This is a genomic window from Rhodococcus sp. GA1 (assembly GCF_024321955.1).
GTDB lineage: Bacteria > Actinomycetota > Actinomycetes > Mycobacteriales > Mycobacteriaceae > Rhodococcus > Rhodococcus pyridinivorans.
On the sequence record NZ_CP097186.1, the window covers coordinates 4,348,787 to 4,369,792 of the forward strand.

22 protein-coding genes are annotated in these 21,006 nt (G+C 68.9%); 14 read left to right on the forward strand and 8 right to left on the reverse strand.

Annotated elements, in window-relative coordinates:
- Positions 1-14 precede the first annotated feature (14 nt).
- Positions 15-1,730: a nitrite/sulfite reductase gene (locus M3330_RS20320; RefSeq protein WP_255026151.1), complete on the reverse strand. Its 1,716-nt coding sequence runs from the start codon at positions 1,728-1,730 to the stop codon at positions 15-17.
- Between the two features lie 392 nt (positions 1,731-2,122).
- Between M3330_RS20320 and hemW the strand changes: the two genes are divergently transcribed.
- Positions 2,123-3,346: a radical SAM family heme chaperone HemW gene (gene hemW / locus M3330_RS20325; RefSeq protein ID WP_255028957.1), complete on the forward strand. Its 1,224-nt coding sequence runs from the start codon at positions 2,123-2,125 to the stop codon at positions 3,344-3,346.
- Positions 3,347-3,556: 210 nt separating this feature from the next.
- Here hemW and M3330_RS20330 read toward each other — a convergent pair whose 3' ends face one another.
- Positions 3,557-3,910, reverse strand: coding sequence for a type II toxin-antitoxin system VapB family antitoxin (locus M3330_RS20330; RefSeq protein ID WP_006554485.1), 354 nt, complete (start codon positions 3,908-3,910; stop codon positions 3,557-3,559).
- A gap of 157 nt (positions 3,911-4,067) precedes the next feature.
- Here M3330_RS20330 and hrcA point away from each other — a divergent pair, with 157 nt between their 5' ends.
- The 4 genes from hrcA (at position 4,068) to M3330_RS20350 (ending at position 7,974) form a co-directional block, all read left to right on the forward strand.
- Entirely contained in the window at positions 4,068-5,111 is a 1,044-nt protein-coding gene (gene hrcA, locus M3330_RS20335; RefSeq protein WP_006554484.1) for a heat-inducible transcriptional repressor HrcA, read from the forward strand.
- Positions 5,112-5,160: 49 nt separating this feature from the next.
- Positions 5,161-6,312, forward strand: a complete 1,152-nt coding sequence (dnaJ, locus tag M3330_RS20340) for a molecular chaperone DnaJ (protein ID WP_006554483.1) — start codon at positions 5,161-5,163, stop codon at positions 6,310-6,312.
- A gap of 9 nt (positions 6,313-6,321) precedes the next feature.
- Entirely contained in the window at positions 6,322-7,080 is a 759-nt protein-coding gene (locus M3330_RS20345; protein WP_255026152.1) for a 16S rRNA (uracil(1498)-N(3))-methyltransferase, read from the forward strand.
- A gap of 81 nt (positions 7,081-7,161) precedes the next feature.
- Entirely contained in the window at positions 7,162-7,974 is an 813-nt protein-coding gene (locus M3330_RS20350) for a S9 family peptidase (protein ID WP_255026153.1), read from the forward strand.
- Here M3330_RS20350 and M3330_RS20355 read toward each other — a convergent pair.
- On the reverse strand, positions 7,918-9,531 hold the full coding sequence (locus M3330_RS20355; protein ID WP_255026155.1) for an MFS transporter: 1,614 nt from the start codon (positions 9,529-9,531) through the stop codon (positions 7,918-7,920). The two genes, M3330_RS20350 and M3330_RS20355, sit on opposite strands and share 57 nt — an antisense overlap.
- A 181-nt stretch (positions 9,532-9,712) precedes the next feature.
- On the opposite strand from M3330_RS20355, the gene M3330_RS20360 reads away from it, so the two are divergent.
- The 5 genes from M3330_RS20360 to era all read left to right on the forward strand — a co-directional run bounded on the left by M3330_RS20360 (position 9,713) and on the right by era (position 14,357).
- Positions 9,713-10,315, forward strand: coding sequence for a TetR/AcrR family transcriptional regulator (locus M3330_RS20360; RefSeq protein ID WP_170318574.1), 603 nt, complete (start codon positions 9,713-9,715; stop codon positions 10,313-10,315).
- Between the two features lie 102 nt (positions 10,316-10,417).
- The gene (locus M3330_RS20365) at positions 10,418-11,476 is read left to right on the forward strand and encodes a PhoH family protein (RefSeq protein WP_006554479.1); all 1,059 of its coding nucleotides are present in this window, start codon (positions 10,418-10,420) and stop codon (positions 11,474-11,476) included.
- A 49-nt stretch (positions 11,477-11,525) separates the two neighbouring features.
- Positions 11,526-12,068, forward strand: coding sequence for an rRNA maturation RNase YbeY (gene ybeY, locus M3330_RS20370; protein ID WP_006554478.1), 543 nt, complete (start codon positions 11,526-11,528; stop codon positions 12,066-12,068).
- A gap of 58 nt (positions 12,069-12,126) precedes the next feature.
- Entirely contained in the window at positions 12,127-13,443 is a 1,317-nt protein-coding gene (locus M3330_RS20375; RefSeq protein ID WP_255026159.1) for a hemolysin family protein, read from the forward strand.
- Positions 13,440-14,357 (forward strand): GTPase Era, encoded by a 918-nt coding sequence (era, locus tag M3330_RS20380; protein WP_024101353.1) that lies wholly within the window; start codon positions 13,440-13,442, stop codon positions 14,355-14,357. The genes M3330_RS20375 and era overlap by 4 nt, the downstream gene beginning before the upstream one ends.
- Positions 14,358-14,471: 114 nt before the next feature.
- Here the strand turns inward: era and M3330_RS20385 are convergent, their stop codons facing one another.
- From M3330_RS20385 to M3330_RS20395, 3 genes are all read right to left on the reverse strand, one after another.
- A complete protein-coding gene (locus M3330_RS20385; RefSeq protein WP_255026163.1) occupies positions 14,472-15,221 on the reverse strand; it encodes a hypothetical protein in 750 nt (249 codons plus the stop codon).
- A 231-nt stretch (positions 15,222-15,452) separates the two neighbouring features.
- Complete coding sequence (locus M3330_RS20390) at positions 15,453-16,028, reverse strand: TetR/AcrR family transcriptional regulator (RefSeq protein ID WP_033097766.1); 576 nt, start codon at positions 16,026-16,028, stop codon at positions 15,453-15,455.
- Positions 16,019-17,428 carry an amidase gene (locus M3330_RS20395; RefSeq protein WP_039585145.1) on the reverse strand — a complete coding sequence of 470 codons (1,410 nt, stop codon included), beginning with the start codon at positions 17,426-17,428 and terminating at the stop codon, positions 16,019-16,021. Before M3330_RS20395 ends, M3330_RS20390 begins: the two co-directional genes overlap by 10 nt.
- 103 nt (positions 17,429-17,531) lie before the next feature.
- Between M3330_RS20395 and recO the strand changes: the two genes are divergently transcribed.
- Genes recO through M3330_RS20415 form a run of 4 tightly spaced genes read left to right on the forward strand, consistent with a single transcriptional unit; the run spans position 17,532 to position 20,101 of the window.
- Positions 17,532-18,362, forward strand: coding sequence for a DNA repair protein RecO (recO, locus tag M3330_RS20400; RefSeq protein WP_072740431.1), 831 nt, complete (start codon positions 17,532-17,534; stop codon positions 18,360-18,362).
- The gene (locus M3330_RS20405; protein WP_050993415.1) at positions 18,319-19,125 is read left to right on the forward strand and encodes an isoprenyl transferase; all 807 of its coding nucleotides are present in this window, start codon (positions 18,319-18,321) and stop codon (positions 19,123-19,125) included. The genes recO and M3330_RS20405 overlap by 44 nt, the downstream gene beginning before the upstream one ends.
- On the forward strand, positions 19,122-19,547 hold the full coding sequence (locus M3330_RS20410) for a hypothetical protein (RefSeq protein WP_006554470.1): 426 nt from the start codon (positions 19,122-19,124) through the stop codon (positions 19,545-19,547). Before M3330_RS20405 ends, M3330_RS20410 begins: the two co-directional genes overlap by 4 nt.
- Positions 19,544-20,101, forward strand: a complete 558-nt coding sequence (locus M3330_RS20415; RefSeq protein ID WP_033097768.1) for a hypothetical protein — start codon at positions 19,544-19,546, stop codon at positions 20,099-20,101. Before M3330_RS20410 ends, M3330_RS20415 begins: the two co-directional genes overlap by 4 nt.
- Positions 20,102-20,119: 18 nt before the next feature.
- On the opposite strand, the gene M3330_RS20420 is transcribed toward M3330_RS20415, so the two are convergent.
- Together M3330_RS20420 and M3330_RS20425 are read right to left on the reverse strand one after the other, a co-directional pair.
- Positions 20,120-20,536, reverse strand: a complete 417-nt coding sequence (locus M3330_RS20420) for a Fur family transcriptional regulator (RefSeq protein WP_006554468.1) — start codon at positions 20,534-20,536, stop codon at positions 20,120-20,122.
- Complete coding sequence (locus M3330_RS20425) at positions 20,533-20,916, reverse strand: helix-turn-helix transcriptional regulator (RefSeq protein WP_006554467.1); 384 nt, start codon at positions 20,914-20,916, stop codon at positions 20,533-20,535. The genes M3330_RS20420 and M3330_RS20425 overlap by 4 nt, the downstream gene beginning before the upstream one ends.
- Positions 20,917-21,006 lie beyond the last annotated feature (90 nt).

Consider the following 21,006-nt stretch of genomic DNA (forward strand, 5'->3'; position numbering starts at 1 on the left):
TGCAGCAGTGCCCGTCATCGCAGGTCTGCCTCCTCGGCGCGGACGACCCATTCGCCGAAGCGCTCGCCGGGCGTGCGCTCCTTGACGAAGGTGCGCACCACCCGCTCGATGTAGTCGCCGAGCTCGGCACTGGTGACCTTGTGCTGGCGCAGCTTGCGTCCGAACTTCGCGTCGAAGCCCAGCGCACCGCCGAGGTGCACCTGGAAACCTTCGACCTGGTTGCCCTCACCGTCGTCGACGAGTTGACCCTTGAAGCCGATGTCGGCGATCTGGGAGCGCGCACACGAGTTCGGGCAGCCGTTGATGTTGATCGTCACCGGGACGTCGAGCTGCGCGTTGATGTCGGCGAGACGCTCCTCGAGCTCGGGCACGAGGGCTTGCGAACGCTTGCGCGTCTCGACGAAGGACAGCTTGCAGAACTCGATTCCCGTGCACGCCATGAGATTCTTGCGCCACGGCGACGGCGAGGCCGGCAGACCCAGCGCCTCGAGCTCGGTGACGAGCTGCTCGACCTTGTCGTCGGCCACGTCGAGCACGATCAGCTTCTGGTATGGGGTGAACCGGATCCGGTCGGAACCCGCACGTTCGGCGGCGTCGGCGACCTTCGACAGGATCGTGCCCGAGACACGACCGGCGATCGGCGCGACACCCACGGCGTTGAGGCCGTTGCGTAGCTTCTGGATACCGACGTGATCGATGGGACGCTCCGGTGCGGCCGGGGCCGGGCCGTCGATGAGCGGACGCTTCAGGTACTCGGTCTCGAGCACCTCGCGGAACTTCTCGATGCCCCAGTCCTTGATGAGGAACTTCAGGCGTGCCTTGGACCGCAGCCGCCGGTAGCCGTAGTCGCGGAAGATCGCGACGACGCCTTCCCACACATCGGCGACCTCCTCGAGCGGCACCCAGGCGCCGACCCGCTGCGCGAGCATCGGGTTGGTGGACAGGCCGCCGCCGACCCACAGGTCGAAGCCGGGGCCGTGCTCGGGATGCTCGACGCCGATGAAGGCGACGTCGTTGATCTCGTGCACGACGTCCTGCTGGCCGGAGATCGCGGTCTTGAACTTGCGCGGCAGGTTCGAGTACTCGGGGTTGCCGATGTAGCGGCGCACGATCTCGTCGATCGCGGGGGTGCCGTCGATGATCTCGTCGAGGGACTCACCGGCGAGCGGCGAACCGAGCACGACGCGAGGGCAGTCGCCGCACGCCTCGGTGGTCTTCAGGCCGACCGATTCGAGACGACGCCAGATCTCGGGGACGTTCTCGACCTCGATCCAGTGGTACTGGACGTTCTCGCGGTCGGACAGGTCGGCGGTGTCGCGACCGAACTCGGTGGAGATACCGGCGATCGTCCGCAGCTGCGCGAGATTCAGGGCGCCGGCGTCGCAGCGCACCCGCATCATGAAGTACTTCGCCTCGAGCAGGTCGATGTTCTCGTCACCGGTGTAGGTGCCGTCGTAGCCCTGCTCGCGCTGGGTGTACAGACCCCACCAGCGGAAGCGGCCGCGCAGATCGCTCTTGTCGATTCCGTCGAAACCGGTTTGCGCATAGATGTTCTCGATACGCTTGCGGACGTTGAGCGGGTTGTCGTCCTTCTTCGTCTGCTCGTTGGCGTTGAGCGGCTCCCGGTAGCCGAGGGCCCACTGGCCTTCGGCGCGACGCTGGGCGGGACGCGCGCGGCGGGCGGGAGTGGCCGACTCGTCGGCGGGCGTGACGTCGGTGATCGACGACATACAGGGTCTCCTGATACTCGCTGGAACCGGATCGACGAGCGCAGGAGGGAGCTGACCTCGTGCACGCATGCTTCGACCCGGCGGGATCTGGGATGTGCCGGGGAGTGCCGACTAGAGACAGTCGGCGCAGAGACAAGCGGCGCAAGGCAGACAACAGGATGCGCAGACGCGCTTGAAGTCGACGTGGCGTCGCGCCACGAGTCGCACTCCGTGTCCTGTCATGCGGACCATTGTGCCACGTCACCGGGACGATTCCGAATTGCGGGCGGTATTTCCACCCGATTTTCGGGAAATGTCGAGGTAGGGGCGTCGCGCGCGGAGCCGCCCTTCAGGTCTCTGGAACACTGGAGGGCGTGAACAGCACTGAGATCGGTCGACGCACCGGCACGGAAATCGGTATCGCGGGTCGTCCGGCCGGTCTCGAACTTCCCGCTTCGGCACTCGCAGGAGTGGGGACGCGACCGTTCGGTGTGTACGTGCACGTGCCCTTCTGCGCGACCCGCTGCGGCTACTGCGACTTCAACACCTACACGGCCGGGGAACTCGGCAGCGCGGCGTCGCCGCAGTCCTGGCTGGAGGGTCTGCGCCGCGAACTCGACGCCGGTGCCCGGCTGCTGTCCGAATCCGGACGACGGACTCCCGCTGCCGAGACGGTCTTCGTCGGCGGCGGAACACCCTCGCTGCTCGGCGCGGACGGTCTCGCGCAGGTGCTCGACGCGATCCGCGACTCGTTCGGGCTCGCTCCCGGCGCCGAGGTGACCACCGAATCGAACCCGGAGTCGACCTCCACGGAGTTCTTCTCGTCGATCCGCGAGGCCGGATACACCCGCGTGTCGCTCGGCATGCAGTCCGCGGCGCCCCACGTGCTGGCGGTCCTCGACCGCACCCACACACCCGGGCGTCCCGTCGCGGCGGCGAAGGAAGCGCGCGCGGCCGGTTTCGGCCACATCAACCTCGATCTGATCTACGGTACTCCCGGCGAGCGCGACGTCGACCTCGACGCCTCCCTCGACGCCGTGCTCGAAGCGGGGGTCGACCACGTCTCGGCGTACGCGCTCATCGTCGAGGACGGCACCGCCCTCGCTCGCCGTGTCCGTCGCGGCGAGCTGCCGGCTCCGGACGACGACGTGCTCGCATCGCGGTACGAGCGGATCGACGCGCGACTCGCCGACGCCGGGATGACCTGGTACGAGGTGTCCAACTGGGCGAAGGCCGATGATTCGTCGGCGCGCTGCGCCCACAACCTCGGTTACTGGGACGGCGGCGACTGGTGGGGCGCCGGGCCGGGCGCGCACAGCCACGTCGGTGGCGTGCGCTGGTGGAACGTCAAGCATCCCGCCCGTTACGCGTCGACCCTCGCCGACGGAGTCCTGCCCGTCGGGGGCAGCGAACACCTCACGGCCGAGGACCGGCACACCGAACTCGTCATGCTCACCGTCCGGCTGCGCACGGGCCTGCCGTTGTCGGAGCTCGACGACGGTGAGCGCGAGGCAGCAGAGACGGTGGTCGCCGACGGGCTCGCCGTGGAGCGCGACGATCAGCTCGTGCTGACCGACCGGGGCCGGCTGCTCGCCGACGCGGTGGTCCGCACCATCCTGCTCGGCGCGGACGACTGACCGTCCGGTCGCGTCATGCTGCTCCGACCGACCGGTCGCGTCATGCTGCTCCGATGCGCTCCGAGTCGTAGACCGACAGCCGCCCACGGTTCTCGACCACCGACACCTAGTACTTATCCGACTCGGTCCGGCCGTCGACGGTGACGAACGTGAGGGTGACGATCACACTCGACACATCGCGGGGCTCCACGGTATCCACCCCTGATCGGGCTATGCGGGCGACGGGCCCCGAACCTCGGCGCCCGGGTCGGGCACGCCACCGGGAATCAGCACGTCGTACTCGAAGACACGCACGTGCAGCACCGTCCGGTTCCGCAGCGCAGACTGCACGGCACGGTGGAGTCCGTCCTCGAGGTACAGCACGCCCTGCCACTGGACGGCGTGTGGGAACAGATCGCCGTAGAACGTCGAGTCCTCCGACAACAGCCGGTCGAGTTCGAGCACCTTCGTCGTCGTGACGATCTCGTCGAGGCGCACCTGGCGGGGCGGAATCCTCGACCAGTCGCGCAGAGACAGTCCGTGATCGGGATACGGCTTGCCGTCCCGGACGCCCTTGAAGATCATGTGAACACATTACGGGGGACGCGCCGAAGGCGTCGCTTCCGGTTCGGGGTGGTATCGCACACGTGCCCGACACCTTCGAGGTCGTCGCGCGATTAGACTGACAGGGTACGGCCCCGAGAGGTGCAGTCCTGCAGGCGGCGGAAACGGAGGTGGCGGGTTGTCGAGTACCGAGGAGCGGAGATTCACGGTCTTGCGCGCCATCGTGGCGGATTACGTGTCCACCAAGGAGCCGATCGGCTCCAAGACTCTCGTCGACCGGCACAATCTCGGAGTGTCCAGCGCCACGGTCCGCAACGACATGGCTGTGCTCGAAGCAGAGGGATACATCACACAGACCCACACGAGCTCGGGACGCGTGCCCACCGACAAGGGCTACCGCCAGTTCGTCGACAGGATCGCGGAGGTCAAACCGCTCTCGTCGGCCGAGCGCCGCGCAATCCTGCAGTTCCTCGAATCGGGCGTCGACCTCGACGACGTGCTGCGCCGCGCGGTGCGGTTGCTCGCGCAGCTCACCCGCCAGGTCGCGGTCGTGCAGTACCCGACGCTCTCCGCGTCGTCCGTGCGACATCTCGAGGTGGTCGGGCTGACACCGGCGCGGCTGCTGCTCGTGCTCATCACCGACTCGGGCCGCGTCGATCAGCGCATCGTCGAACTCGGCGACGTGATCGACGAGGACGGCCTGTCGCGGTTGCGTGAGCTGCTCGGCGGGGCATTGACCGGCAAGCGGCTCGCCGCGGCCTCCGTCGCAGTGACCGAGCTCGCCGACAACGCACCGGACGATCTGCGCGACGCGCTCATCCGGTGCACCACCGTGTTGGTGGAGACCCTCGTCGAGCACCCCGAGGAGCGTCTCGTGCTCGGCGGCACCGCCAATCTCACCCGCAACGCCGCCGACTTCGACGGCCACGGCATGCTGCCGGGCTCGTTGCGTACGGTCCTCGAAGCCCTCGAGGAGCAGGTCGTGGTGCTCAAACTGCTCGCGTCCAGCCAGGACGCAGGCCGGGTCACCGTCCGCATCGGTGAGGAGACCCAGTTCGAGGAGATGCGCACCACCTCGGTCGTGTCCACCGGCTACGGGGCCGCGGGTACGGTCTTCGGTGGTCTGGGAGTGCTCGGCCCCACCCGGATGGACTATCCGGGAACCATCGCATCGGTCGCCACCGTTGCGAGATATATCGGTGAGGTGCTCGGCGAACGCTGAGCACCGTCCATTTTTGCTCTGTAGAACGACGTAAGGACGAGAACCAAACGTGGCACGGGACTACTACGGGACGCTCGGCGTGTCCAAGAACGCGACCGACCAGGAGATCAAACGGGCGTACCGCAAGTTGGCGCGCGAGCACCACCCGGATGTGAACCCCGACGAGTCGGCGCAGAAGCGTTTCCAGGAGATCTCGGCCGCCTACGAGGTGCTGTCGGATCCCGAGAAGCGACGCATCGTCGACCTCGGCGGCGACCCGCTCGAACCCGGTGGCGGCGGTGCGGGCGGCTTCGGCGGCGCCGGCTTCGGTGGCGGCCTCGGTGATGTCTTCGAGGCGTTCTTCGGTGGTGGGGCCGGCGGTTCCCGCGGTCCGCGCGGCCGCGTCCAGCCCGGCGCCGACTCGCTGCTCCGCACCCGCCTGACCCTCGAGGAATGCGCTCGCGGCGTCACCAAGACGGTCACGGTCGACACCGCGATCCTGTGCGACGCGTGCACCGGTTCCGGCACCCACGGCGATTCGAAGCCCGTGCGCTGCGAGACCTGCGGTGGCGCCGGTGAGGTTCAGTCCGTCCAGCGTTCCTTCCTCGGCCAGGTCATGACGTCCCGCCCGTGCCCCACCTGCCGCGGTGTCGGCGAGACGATCCCGGATCCCTGCCGCAAGTGCGGTGGTGACGGCCGCGTGCGCGCCCGCCGCGAGGTCACCGTCAAGGTGCCCGCCGGCGTCGGCAACGGGATGCGCATCCGCCTCGCGGCCCAGGGCGAGGTCGGCCCCGGCGGCGGTCCTGCCGGCGATCTCTACGTCGAGGTGCTCGAACAGCAGCACGAGGTTTTCGTGCGCGACGGCGACGACCTGCACTGCACCATCCGCGTGCCCATGGTCGACGCTGCGCTCGGCACCAAGGTGACGATCGAGACCATCCTCGACGGCCCCACCGAGATCACCATCGATCCCGGCACCCAGCCCGGTTCGGTCTCGGTGCTGCGCGGCCACGGCATGCCGAAGCTGCGCTCGGGTACGCGCGGCGACCTGCACGCGCATCTCGAGGTCGTGGTGCCGAGCAAGCTCGATCACAAGCAGACGAAGCTGCTCGAGGACCTGCGCCGGCACAGCGACCGGGAGCATGTCGAGGTCGTGACCACGGGTTCGCAGAACACCGGCGGCCTGTTCTCGCGCCTGCGCGACGCGTTCAGCGCCCGTTAGGTCGCTCGGGTGGCCGCGACACTGTTCTACCTCGACCCGCTGCCCGACGAGGGGCAGACGGCCGTGCTCGACGGCAAGGAGGGCCGGCACGCCGCGACGGTGCGCCGTATCGCGGTAGGCGAGCGGCTCGTGTTGTCCGACGGTGCCGGTGAGGTCGCCGACGTCGAGGTCACGGCGGTCGCGAAGGACCGGCTCGAAGCGCTCGTGCTCGGTCGTCGCGTTGTCGACCCGCCGCGTCCGAGCGTGACCGTCGTGCAGGCGCTGCCGAAGTCCGACCGGTCCGAACTCGCCGTCGAACTGGCCACCGAGGCCGGCGCCGACGAGTTCGTACCGTGGCAGTCGGTGCGCTGTGTCGCCCGGTGGGATGCCAAGGCGGACAAGGGTGTTGCCAAGTGGCAGGCGGTCGCGACGTCCGCGGCGAAGCAGTCGCGGCGCGCGCACGTGCCGACGGTGGCCGGGTTGCACCGCACACCCGAGGTCGTCGCACGGGTCCGCTCGGCCGTCGAGCGCGGCGACGTCGTCGCGGTGCTCCACGAATCCGCCACGATCCCCTTCGCCGATCTGCCCGTGCGCGACGTCGATTCGCTGACGCTGATCGTCGGTCCCGAAGGCGGACTCGACGACGCGGAGGTCGAGGCCCTCGTCGACGCGGGCGCGGTGGCCGTCGGTCTCGGCCCCACGGTGCTGCGCACCTCGACCGCCGCGGCCGTCGCACTCGGCGCGATCGGTGTGTTGACCGACCGGTGGCGTACCAGGCCCCTGCACTAGGGATCGCTTGCGGGTCCCGATTCTCTGTGCTGCGGGATCGCTTGCGGGTCCCGACCATACGTATCGAAGGAATTTCCTCTCTTGGCTCGTACGAAGATCGCCTACGGCACCCACTCGCAGCAGTTCGGGCACGTCTTCCTACCCGACCCCGCGACGGTGACGGGGCCCGTTCCCGCCGTCATGGTCGTTCACGGCGGTTCGTGGCACGGCCGCTACCAGCTCACCCTCGGTACGGCGCTGTCCGTGGAACTCGCGCGTCGCGGTGTGGTGGCGTGGAACGTCGAGTACCGCCGTCTCGAGGCCGGTGGCGCGTGGGACGAGATGTCCGCCGATGTGGTCGCGGCGTACGAGACGATCTTCACCGAGGTCGTTCCGCACGCGCAGCGCGGCGGTGTCGAGGTCGATCTCGACCGTGTGCGGCTCGTCGGTCACTCTGCGGGAGGCCAGCTGGCGGTGTGGCTCGCGGGTGAGTGCACGTCGGTGCGACCGGAATTCGTGGTTTCGCAGGCGGGTGCGCTCGACCTCGTCACCGCCGGGGAGCGCGGTCGTCGCGTGGAGGCGTTCGAGGCGCTCTTCGGTGCGTCCTACGCGGAGGCACCCGAGTGTTATCGGTCGGCCTCGCCGACGCACCGGCCGCCGATCGGTGTGCCGGTCGCGGTGCTGCACGGCACCGCCGACGAGCAGGTGCCGGTGAGTGTCGCGCACCGTTACGTCGACGCGGCCGACGCGGCAGGAGATCCGGTGTCGCTGGAGCTGTTCGACGGTGAGGATCACGTCGCCTTCCTGAACCGGAGCACCCGGGCCTGGGCGCGATCGCTCGACCTGCTCACCGTCCGGTCAGTGGCCGATCTCGGCCTCGCTGCCGGTGCGGGTGTGGAGTCCGCGGGGGAGTAGCGCGGTGACCGCCGCGGCGCCGATGAGCAGGACGATGCCGGCGACGAGGCTCGCGGACGAGATCGCCTCGGCGAACGCTGCGGACGACGCGTCGAGCAGCGGTTGTGCGTACGACGCCGCGAATGGGTTCGCCGCGAGTTCCTCCGCGACGATCGCCGCACCGCCCACCGAATCGCCGGCCGCCTCGATCGCCATCGCGGCCTGATCGGCCATCGGACCTGTCAGGTCCGCCAACGGCAATCCGTCGAGGAACCCGGAGATCTCGCGGTGATAGGTGGTCGCGAGGATCGAGCCGAGCACGGCGATACCCAGCGACCCGCCGAATTCCACTGCGGTGTCGTTCAACCCGCCCGCCGCTCCGAGGTCCGAGTCGGGGAAGCCGCCCATGATCAGGTCGGTGGACGGGGATGTGGCCAGGCCGATGCCCAATCCGAGCAGCAACAACGAGATCAGAAAGGGCGTGAAGCCGGAGGCGCCGGCCGTGACGGTCAAGGTGAGGATGCCTGCCGCAGCGGCGACCATGCCCGTGCCCACGAGGACCCGCGCACCGAGTCGGGGCGCGAGCCGGCCGCTCAGCGCCGCGCCGAGCGAGACCGTCACCGCGAGGGGAAGCAGACGCAGACCGGTCTCGAGCGGGCCGTAACCGAGCACGAACTGGAACTGCTGCGCGACGAAGTAGATGGCGCCGAAGGCGACGAGGAAGAGCAGTAACACCGACACGCACGCACCGCCGACGGTCCGGTCCGCGACCCGACGCACGTCCAGCAACGGCCGGGGGTGGCGAAGTTCCCACACCACGAAGAGCACCGCGGCGATCACCGAGCCGATCGAGGTGGCGATCACCCCGGTGCCCCAACCGAAGTGGAACCCCTCGATGACCGCGTAGACGATTCCGCCGAGAGCAGCGACCGACAGGGCGCCGCCGACCCAGTCGGTGCGGGTGAGATCGTCCGCCTTCGAGGCCGGCACGAGGATCAGGGCCGCGATCGCCGCGAATGCCGCGATCGGCACGTTGATGAGGAAGGTCGAACCCCACGAGTTCGATTCGAGGAGCCATCCGGCGAGCAGGGGACCGAGCGCAATGGCGAGTCCGGACGTGGCGGCCCAGGCTGCGATCGCGCGGGCACGCTCGTGCACGGGGAACATCGCGACGAGCAGCGACAGTGTCGCAGGCATGATCACGGCGGCGCCCACCCCCATGGCGATGCGCGCGACGATCACGTCGCCGGCGCTGTCGGCGAACGATCCGTAGACCGCGCCGGCGGCAAAGACGACCAGGCCCGCCAGCAACGCGCGACGTCGTCCGTATCGATCGCCGAGCACGCCGAACAGCAGCATCAGCGCGGCATAGGGGACGGTGTAGCCGTCGATGATCCACTGCATGTCGGCGCTGGTGAGCTGCAGTTCGCGCAGCATGCCGGGTGCGGCGACGATGAGCGAGGTGTTGGCCATCACGACGATGAGCAGGCTCAGGCACAGCACCGCCAGTCCGGCCCAGCGCAGCCGGTAGGGTTCCTTCGCTGCGGTCCCTCCTGCGAGGGTCACGGCAGTGGGCATGGGCTCTCCTCGGGTGCGACACGGGCCGGGACCTGAGCCCCGATCTACACGGTGGTGTGCAAGTTACGCAGCTGCACATCCGTGTGCAACTAAAATGAAAGACAGATCACAGTCGGCGGAAGAGGGCGAGAACGTGGAGAACTCGGTCACACGACCGCGAACCCGATTCAATGCGAACCGCATGCGCATACTCGACGCTGCGGTGATGTGCTTTGCGGCCGACTCCGACGCGAGCATGGACGATGTCGCCAAAGCCGCGGGTGTCGTCCGCCGCACCGTCTATGCGCACTTCCCCAACCGGGAAGCCCTCGTCGAGGGGATCGTCGACGACGCCTCGACCGCACTCGCCGAGGCTCTCGACCACCCCGAGCCGGACGATCCCGCGGTCGCGCTCGCGGTCGTGGCGTTGCGGACCTGGCCCATCGGCGACCGCTACCGCGTGCTGCTCTCCTTCGCCCGCAAGGAGATGGGAGAGCAGCGCATCGCCGAGCTGGTCTCCCCGGTGCGCTCACGTGTCCTCGGGCACGTCGAACGCGGCCTCGCGCAGAGCCAGCTCTCCGACTACCTCCCGGCGCCCGTGCTCGTAGGGATGATGGAGGGCCTGACGATGGCCACACTCGAGCAGGCCAATCTCGGGCTGGTGGACGACTCGGGCGACACGATCGTCCTGGGCAATCTCGTGCTCGGTGGGGTCTCACCCGACCGGGCACCCGGGATCCTCGCCGAGGCACGGCGGTGGCTCGCGGAGGCGGGTTCTGGTGAAGGCGGAATCCAACCCCGCTGAAACTCCCTGTTGCGGGAGGGTGCGCTTCGTCCGGCGCTAGACTGGCACGAACACGACGACCGTCGTGCAGGAGCCGAACCGAAAGCAGGACGTACCGTCCACGTGAGTGAACCAGACCGACCCCACGAGCCCCCCGAATTCGAGCCGACCACGGTCAAATCGAGCCTCGACCTCCCCTCGGAGGCCGCAGCGCCCCTGCTCGGAGCCGCGGACGAGAATCTGATCGCCCTCGAAGCCCTCCTGGCGGCGGACATCCACGTGCGGGGCAACACCGTCACGCTGACCGGAGCGCCCGCCGACGTCGCCCTCGCGGAACGTGCGCTCGCCGAACTCGTCACCATCGTCCGTCGCGGACAATCGCTCGCGCCCGACGCCGTGCGTCGCACCGTGGGCATGCTCACCCAGGGGCTCTCCGAGTCGCCGGCCGACGTGCTCAGCCTCGACATTCTGTCGCGGCGCGGGAAGACGATCCGGCCCAAGACCCTGAACCAGAAGCGGTACGTCGACGCGATCGATGCCCACACCATCGTTTTCGGTGTCGGACCGGCTGGTACGGGCAAGACCTATCTCGCCATGGCAAAGGCCGTGCAGGCGCTGCAGACCAAGCAGGTCAACCGCATCATCCTCACGCGTCCCGCCGTCGAGGCAGGGGAGCGGCTCGGCTTCCTGCCGGGCACCCTGCACGAGAAGATCGACCCGTATCTGCGTCCACTGCACGACGCGCTGCACGACATGATGGATCCCGAGGCGATCCCGAAGCTCATGCAGGCCGGGGTCATCGAGGTCGCACCCCTGGCGTACATGCGTGGCCGCACCCTGAACGATGCGTTCATCATCCTCGACGAGGCGCAGAACACCACCGCCGAACAGATGAAGATGTTCCTCACGCGTCTGGGCTTCAATTCCAAGATCGTCGTGACGGGCGACATCACGCAGATCGACCTGCCCGGCGGCGCCCGTTCGGGTCTCGCCGCCGCCACCGAGATCCTCGACGGCATCGACGACATCCACATCGCGCGACTCGACAGCAGCGACGTCGTGCGGCACCGGCTCGTCTCCGACATCGTCGACGCCTACAGCCGTTTCGAGGCCACCCGCGACGGCGACGGGATCCCCGGCAACCGTGCTCAACGTCGCGCGCAGCGGGTGCAGCGTCGATGAACACCCTTGTAGATCAACCGAATACCGTCGTGCAGAAGGAACTCCAGTCATGAGCATCGAGATCTCGAACGAATCGGGAATGGACGTCTCGGAGGAGGAGCTCCTCGACGTCGCCCGTTTCGTGATCGCCCGGATGGATGTGCATCCGGCGGCGGAGTTGTCGATGGTGCTCGTGGACCTCGACACCATGGCCGATCTGCACGTGCGGTGGATGGACCTTCCCGGCCCCACCGACGTGATGTCGTTCCCCATGGACGAACTCGAGCCCGGGGGGCGTCCGGACGCTCCCGAACCGGGACCGTCGATGCTCGGCGACATCGTGCTGTGTCCGCAGTTCGCCGCCGACCAGGCGGCGAAGGCCGGTCACCCGGTGGCCCACGAACTCGCCCTGCTCACCGTGCACGGCATGCTCCACCTCCTCGGCTACGACCACGCCGAACCGGAGGAGGAGAAGGAGATGTTCGGCCTGCAGAACCAGCTCCTCGCCGAGTGGTACGAGGAGATCCGCCGCGCCGAGCACGAGGCGCGGCTCGCCGCCCGCGACCGGAAGCTGCTGGGCAAGGCCGGTTTCGTCGACACCCCCGAATCATGAGCGGCGACAGTGCGAGCCATCGTGATCGGACGGCACCGATCGAGGGAGTGACGATCGCGTGAGTACCGTGCCCCTCGTCGTCCTGGCGGTCGTCCTGGTGGTGCTCGGCGGCCTGTTCGCCGCTGTCGATTCCGCGCTCAACACCGTATCCGCGGCGCGCGCCGAGGAACTCGCGAAGGAGGGCCGCCCCAGTGCGCGCCGCCTGCTCGGTCTGCTCGACGATCGGCCCCGCTACGTCAATCTGACGGTGCTGCTGCGCATCCTCTGCGAGATCACCGCCACCGTCGTGCTCGTCGGTGCGTTGCTCGCCGTGCTCGACCGCACGTGGGCGCTCGTCGTGGGCGCTGCGGTGATGGTCATCGTCGACTACGTCGTCATCGGTGTCGGTCCGCGCACGCTCGGACGCCAGCACGCGTACCCGATCGCGCTCGCCGCCACCGGACCGCTGCGGGTACTCGGTGTCCTGCTCGGTCCGATCAGCCGAATCCTCATCAGCGTAGGCAATGCGGTCACACCCGGTCGCGGTTTCAGGAACGGCCCGTTCTCCAACGAGATCGAGCTGCGCGAACTGGTCGATCTCGCTCAGGAGAGCGGGGTCGTGGCCGACGAGGAACGCCGGATGATCCAGTCGGTGTTCGACTTCGGCGACACCACCGCTCGCGAGATCATGGTTCCACGCCCCGAGATGGTGTGGATCGAGGAGACCAAGACGGCCGGTCAGGCCACCTCGCTCGCCGTCCGCAGCGGGCACTCGCGGATCCCGGTGATCGGTGAGAACGTCGACGACATCCGCGGTGTCGTCTACCTCAAGGATCTCGTCCAGCAGACCTACTACCACCGCGACGGCGGACGCAGCGTCTCCGTCGCCGACGTCATGCGACCGGCGGTCTTCGTGCCGGATTCGAAGCGCCTCGACGATCTGCTCGCCGACATGCAGCGCGACCGCAACCACATGGCGATCCTCGTCGACGAATACGGCGGCATCGCCGGTCTCGTGACGATCGAGGACGTCATCGAGGAGATCGTCGGCGAGATCGCCGACGAGTACGACACCGGGGAGATCCCCGACGTCGAGGAACTCGGCGACGACACCTACCGCGTTTCCGCGCGACTTCCCGTCGAGGACCTCGGCGAACTGTTCAACATCGACATCGAGGACGACGAGGTCGACACCGTCGGCGGACTCCTCGGCTACGAACTCGGCCGAGTTCCTCTGCCGGGTGCGGAGGTACGGACCCACGGCCTGCTGCTCCGCGGCGAGGGCGGACCGGACGTCCGCGGGCGGGTGCGTGTGAGCACCGTCTTCGTGCAGCGCGTCAGCCCCGAAGAAGAACCCACCGATACCGATACGGCCACCACCGAGGAGCATGCATGACCGACACCGACTTCCGTTCCGGCTTCATCTGTTTCGTCGGCCGGCCCAACACCGGGAAGTCGACGCTCACGAATGCGCTCGTCGGCAGCAAGATCGCGATCACCTCGTCGCGCCCGCAGACCACCCGCCACACCATCCGCGGCATCGTCCACCGCGACAACGCCCAGCTCATCCTCGTGGACACCCCGGGACTGCACCGCCCGCGCACCCTGCTCGGCCAGCGGCTCAACGACCTGGTGCAGGACACCTACTCCGAGGTCGACGCGATCGGCATGTGCTTCCCCGCCGACGAGAAGATCGGCCCCGGCGACCGCTGGATCCTCGAGCAGGTGCGCCACATGGCGCCGAAGACCCCGGTCATCGGCATTGTCACGAAGATCGACAAGGTGGGCAAACAGCAGGTCGCCGCGCAGTTGCTCGCCGTGTCGAAGCTCCTCGGCGAGAACTGCGAGGTCGTGCCGGTCTCCGCGGCCTCGGGTGAGCAGGTCGAGGTCCTCGTCGACGTCCTCGTCTCGCACATGGAACCCGGACCGGCCTTCTATCCCGACGGCGAGCTCACCGACGAGCCGGAAGAGACCCTGATGGCCGAGCTCATCCGCGAGGCCGCCCTCGAAGGTCTCGGCGACGAGCTGCCCCACTCGCTCGCCGTCGTGATCGAGGAGATCACCGAACGCGAGGGTCGCACCGAGAAGCAGGGCGAGATGCTCGACGTGCACGCCCTGCTCTACGTCGAACGGCCGAGCCAGAAGGGCATCGTCATCGGCAAGGGGGGCGCGCGGCTGCGCGAAGTGGGCACCGCCGCACGCACCCAGATCGAGAAGCTCCTCGGCGTGAAGATCTACCTCGACCTGCACGTGAAGGTCGCGAAGGACTGGCAGCGAGACCCCAAACAGCTGGGCCGTCTGGGATTCTGACGCCGAGCCCTACGGGGTGGACGCGGTGATCGGCCGGGCGACCCACATCGACGCGAGGTAGGTCGGTGCCGACGAACGCGCTGAAGCGGTCGATCAGTTCCGCCGGCCGCGGTGTCATGGCGACGGCGGCGGAGACGTCGAAGCGGCGACGAGCAATCCGCTCACCACCGAGATCGCGAGTCGTCGCACGAGATCTCCGACCGGGACGCGGCAGAAGCCCGCGACCACGATCAGCGACGACCAGATGACGCGGGTGCCGCCGCCGGTCCAGGTCGCGGCGTTCTGCGCAAGGGCGGCAAGCGTTGCGGTGTCCGTTCCGGCCTGCGGGGCGAGCGCAGCGGCGATACCACCGGTAAGCGGCAGACCGGCCCAGCCGGAGCCGTCCAGACCGATGAGCATGCCGATCAGGATCATGCTGAACGCGGCGAAGAGACCGTTGTCGGGAATGCGGGTCTGGATGCTCTCGACGACGTCGAACAGGAAGGCCGGCCCGGTGCCGTCCTCGAGTCCCAGGATCGAACCGGAGTCGTCGGGGATGCCGGGGTACACGAATCCGGACACCGGCAGGATGATTCCCATGGCCTTGAACGCGTGGACCAAGCCGTCGACGAAATGGGTGGCGCAATGTTCGAGTGCCACGCCCTGTCCGGAAATCGCGAGGGCGATCAAGGCCGAGCGGCGGCAGCCCGGCCTTGATCGCCGCCGGGAGCAGCCCGGCCTTGATCGCCGCCGGGAGCAGCACGGCACCGATGATCGCGAGAGCAGGTGTGGGCAGAAGAACAACGACAGCAGATAGGTGACGACGAACAGCACGACGTAGGCGATACGGCCGTTGATCATCCAGCGCCCGAAGGGACGCACCATGAGTTCGTCGGCGCCGATGGTGCAGCATCGCCGCGAGCATCGATGGGCGGCACCGCCGTCGTCGGCCGGAACATGTCGATCCCGAAGAGTCGGACAGGACTCGGCAATCGGCCGACGAACCACTCGCGACGCGAAAGAATTGTGCACACGGCATAATTCGTGACGGTGGTGTTTCGTCGCGGACGCGGATGTGAACGCGTCGTCACGCCGGGGCCGGTGACCGAAGGGAACTCAGCGACGCGTGGCCGCCGCGCCGTGCAGCAGCAGCAGAACGGCCTCCGACAGATCCGGCTCCGTACCCGTCGACAGGCGGCGCAGTTGCAACCCGGTGATGGTCGCGACGACCGTCGGGGCGATCGTCTCCGGATCCGGCACTCCCAGCGCGGAAAGGACGGAGGCAGTCAACGCGTCGTAGGCACGCCAGCAGCGTTCGGCGACCCGCCGCAGTTCCTCGTCGCGCCCCGCCTGCACATAGAGCTCGAAGGGGGCGATGCGTTCGGCCGTGAAGGTCAGGTCGTGGGCGACGCGTTCGGTGAGTTCGGCGGCCTCCGTCAGCGACAGGGCCCGGGATCGATACTGCTCGGCGAGTTCTCGCAGCCGCTCGGTCTCCTCGTCGACGAAGAACTCGAGCGCGGCGCGCAGCAGGTCGGCCTGGGTGGGGAAATGGTAGGTGATCGAACCGAGCGACACTTCGGCGCGCGCCGCGATGCGCCGGTTCGTCACCCCGGCGACCCCGTCGGTGCCGACGAGATACAGGGTGGCGTGGACGATCCGCGAGCGGGCGTCGTCGCGCGTGGTCACCACCATCGCTCCGGGGTGTGTTCGTGCCAGCGCAGCACCGATTCGAGTTGGGAGGCGAGGGACACCAGCAGCGGTTCGGAGTTCGCCGGGCCGAGCAGCTGGGCACCCACCGGCAGTCGCTCCTCGGTGAAACCCGCGGGGACGTTGATCGCGGGCCAGCCCAGCACGTTCCACGGCCACGCGTAGGGGCATGCGCCGGTGATGACCTTGTCGGTCGCCCAGCCGCCGATGCCGTCGATCGCCGTCACCGGCAGCGGCGGTGTGGCAGTGGTGGGGGCGAGTACGACGTCGAACCGGTCGAAGATGCGGCCGACCCGACGGTGCAGTCGCGGTTCGACCGCGCGCGCCGCCCGCAACGGATAACCGTGCAGGAACCGGCCGGTGCGGGCGTTGGCGCGGGTGCGCACGTCGGCGAGGGACGGGTCGGGCAGGCGGTACAACCAATCCTCGATACCGGCCATGGATCGAGGGAGGAAGGTGAGACCGAACGTCATTCCGTAGTCGGGATCGGCGAGCGTCACCTCGTGGCCGAGATCGCGCAGTACCGCGGCGAGTGCGGCGATGCGGGTGCGGACGCGGGCGTCGAGGCTGGTGGGTGTCGCGGTGAACGGGATCTTCAGCGACAGAGCGATGTTCAGTCTGCCGGGATCTCGTCCCACGGCGTCGGAGACGGTCAGCGGCGCGCACGCGTGCCGGTCGCCGGGGTGGTTCCCGGACACGACGTCGAGGAGCAGGGCCGCGTCGGCGACCGTGCGGGCGAGTGGGCCGTGCGTGGTGAGTCCGTTGAAGGATTCGGCGTCGGGCCACATGGAGATCCGGCCGCGTTGGGGCTTGATGCCGACGAGATTGGACCACGAGGCGGGGATGCGGACCGATCCGGCGCCGTCGGATCCCAGGGCGGCCGGCACGAGTCCCGCCGCGACGGCCGCGGCGCTGCCACCCGACGAGCCGCCGGGGGTGTGGTCGCGCGACCACGCGCTGCGGGTGTGCCCGAAGGCGTCGCCGCCGGTGAGCGGCCACTGGCCGAGTTCGGGGGAGTGGGTCTTGCCGACGATCACCGCGCCGGCGGCCCGCAGGCGACGCACCACCTCGGCGTCGGTGTCCTTCGGGGCGAAGGTGCCGGCGCAGCCGAACATCGTCGTCTCGCCGACGATGTCGGTGTCGTCCTTGATCGCGATGGGGACACCCAGCAGGGGGAGGTGTTCGCCGTTCGCGCGGCGCCGGTCGGCCTCGCGGGCCTCGTCGAGTGCGGTGGTGCGGCGCACGACGCGGAAGGCGTTCAGGTGCGGTTGCGATTCGTCGATCCGGTCGAGGCTCGCACGGACGAGGTCCGTGGAGGTGGTCTCGCCGCGGTCGAGTGCCTCGACGGTCGCCTTCAGGTCGCGCAGGTCGGTTCGAGCGTCCATTCGTTCCCCCGTTCGTTCGAACGAACAATAACGCGTTCCCGTTCTGGGTGTCGAGTCCCTTCGTGGACCGTCCCGTGTCACCGCGACATGACAGACTCGGGGAGTGAGGCTTTATCGGGACAACGCGGTGGTGCTGCGCCAGCACAAGCTGGGCGAGGCCGACCGCATCGTCACCCTGCTGACGCGTCGGCACGGTCTCGTGCGGGCCGTCGCGAAGGGCGTGCGCCGGACACGCTCCAAGTTCGGCGCACGGCTCGAACCGTTCGCCCACATCGACGTCCAGCTCCACCCGGGCCGCAGTCTCGACGTCATCACCCAGGTGCAGACCCTCGACGCCTTCGCGGTGGGTATCGTCGACGACTACCCCCGCTACACCACCGCGTGCGCGATCCTCGAGACCGCCGAACGCCTCGCCGGTGAGGAACGCGCGCCCGTGCCGCGCCTGCACGCACTCACCGTCGGCGCCCTCCGCGCGGTGTGCGACCGCACCCGGCCACCCGAACTCGTACTCGACGCCTATCTGCTGCGGGCCATGGCCTACGCGGGATGGGCGCCGGCGATCACCCACTGCGCGCGCTGCGACCGTCCCGGCCCGCACACCGCCTTCCACGTCGCCGCCGGTGGTGCGGTGTGCGTGCACTGCCGTCCGCCGGGGGCGGCCACCCCGGCCCCGGGTGTGTTGGCGCTGCTCGACGCGCTCAACCACGGACGCTGGGCCGACACCGAGGCCGCCGACACGGCGGTGCGTCGCCAGGCCAGCGGGCTCGTCGCCGCGCACCTGCAGTGGCATCTCGAACGGCAACTGCGTTCGCTGCCCCTCGTCGAGCGCGGTCGCACCGAACCTGCGACGGGGAACCGGGTTGATGACGTCGCCCGGGGTGTCCGGCAGGATGGGGACCGTGATTCGACGACGTACCACGCCCCCATCGCCTGAGCGGGTGATCCGGCCGCCCGACCCGCATCCGTCGGGCGCGCGACCTCCCGTGCTGCAACCCGAGCTGATCCCCCAGCACGTGGCGCTCGTGATGGACGGCAACGGTCGCTGGGCGCAGGAGCGCGGTCTGCCGCGCACCGCCGGCCACGAACGCGGCGAGGCCGTGCTGATGGACACGGTGTGCGGATGTATCGAGATGGGCGTCGAGTGGCTCTCGGCCTACGCCTTCTCCACCGAGAACTGGAAGCGCAGCCCCGACGAGGTCCGCTTCCTCATGGGCTTCAACCGCGACGTGATCCGCCGCCGCCGCGACGAGATGCACGAGATGGGGGTGCGCGTCCGGTGGGCCGGTCGCCGTCCCCGCCTGTGGCGCAGCGTGATCAAGGAACTCGAGATCGCCGAGGAACTGACGAAGGACAACGACGTCATGACTCTCACGATGTGCGTCAACTACGGCGGTCGCGCCGAGATCGCCGACGCCGCACGGGAGATCGCCCGCCGGGTCGCGGCAGGGGAACTCGATCCCGAACGCATCACGGAGTCGACGATCGCGCGGTATCTCGACGAGCCCGACATGCCCGACGTCGACCTGTTCCTGCGGCCCTCGGGCGAGCAGCGCACCTCGAACTTCCTGCTGTGGCAGTCGGCCTACGCCGAACTCGTCTTCCAGGACACGATGTTCCCCGATTTCGACCGGCGCGATCTGTGGGCGGCGTGCGTCGAATACGCCTCCCGCGACCGGCGGTTCGGTGGTGTGAAGTGACCTCGCTGCGCGAGCGGATCGCGGGCGCGCTGACGCCCTTCGTCGACGTCCGCACCCCGTCGTCCGCCGCCGACGGCGACGGCTCGTTCGGATTCGACTACGGCGCCGTGCCCTTCGCGCTGCAGGTCGTCACGCTCACCGAAGGACTCGACGTGGTCTCCGTCACCGGAGTGCTCGCGTGGGATCTTCCGCTCGACGACGCCGTGCGCGGTCGGGTCGCGGCCGCCGCCGACGCCCTGCAGTTCGGCTCGGTCCACCTCATCGAACGCGAGACCGACGCCGACGTCGTGCTGCGGTACTCGTTCCCCGCGACCGGGCTCGACGACACGGCGCTGACCACCATGCTGTTGCTCGTGCTCGACGGTGCCGCCGACGCGCGCGGCGCCGTGGCCGGCACCCCCGATCCCAAGGAGAATTCGTGACCACCACCGACATCGACGCCGAGACCACCACCGAGGAGGTCGTCGCCGCCGACGGGACGCACGCCGTCGCGATCCCCACCGAGGACGACGACATGCTGCGCGCCGCTGTGGTGGAGACGCTGTCCGAGATTCTCGAGGAAGCGCCCGAGCCCGACGAGGACGGCGAGATCCCGATCTGGATCGACGACGTGCTCACCTACGCGACGGTCGACGCCGAGGGCGGCTTCGTGCTGCTCACCACCTACCTGGTCGAGGGCATCACGGGCCGCACCCGCGCCGCCGAGGTCCTCGGCGACCTGCAGGTCGAGTTCCCCGAAGTCAAGTTCGTCCTCGACAAGGACCGAGTCACCGTCGAACTGCGGGTCGCGGCGTCGCCGCTCGTCCCGATCCATCTCGTGCGGGCCGTCGCGTCGCTCGTGCCGGTCGTCGAGCAGGCACGCGCATTGGCGCAGCGTCTCGGCGGAGAAGCGTCGGTCTTCGACGGTGAGGCCGAGGACGGCGAGGAGAACCTGCTCGCCGACGGCTGCGGCTGTGATGACTGCGATTGCGGCTGACGGCCGCGGGCCGTCGGTTCAGCCCTGAGCGAGGGCGCACTCGCGGCAGTTGCCGAAGATCTCCACGGTGTGGCTGACGTCGACGAAGCCGTTCGACTCGGCCACCTCGTGCGACCAGCGTTCGACCTCCGGGCCGTCCACCTCGACCGTGAAGCCGCAGTGGCGGCACACGAGATGGTGGTGGTGCCCGGAGGAACACCGCCGGAACAACGACTCGCCGCTGTCGGTGCGCAGCACGTCGACGCTGCCGACCTCGGCGAGCGACTGCAGGGTGCGGTAGACGGTCGTCAGGCCGATGCCCTCGCCGCGCTTGCGCAGCTCGTCGTGCAGGTCCTGGGCGGACCGGAACTCCTCGGTGTTGTCGAGCAGGTCGACGATGGCGCTGCGTTGACGGGTCGAGCGGACCCCCACGAGAGGTTTGCGGGCGGAGGTCACTGCGATCGTCCTTCCTGGGCGTGAGCGACGGCGTCGACGACGATGCGGGCGAGATGGTCGTCGGCCAGGTGGTAGAGCACTTCGCGTCCCGAGCGTTCGCCGCGCACGACGCCCGCAGTCTTGAGCACGCGGAGATGCTGGCTGATGAGCGGCTGGGTGACGCCGAGGGCGCCGACGAGCTCGTGCACGCAGCGGGCCGACTCGCGCAGTTCGAGCACGATCGAGATGCGGACGGGTGCCGACAGTGCGCGCAGCAGCTCACCGGCCGCGATCAGGGCGCCGGGGGAGACATCGACCGGGGACGGCAGGGCGTCGCTGCCGATCGGGCCGCGGGCGCGCTCGCCCGTGCTGCACTCGCGTGGATCGGCGTCGATGCTCACGGGGCTCCTCGGGGCAGGGGCGGCCGCCGGTCGGCGGGCCTTATTGCAAATCGATTCCATTTTGATATGCACGGTTGTGCATGTCAACCG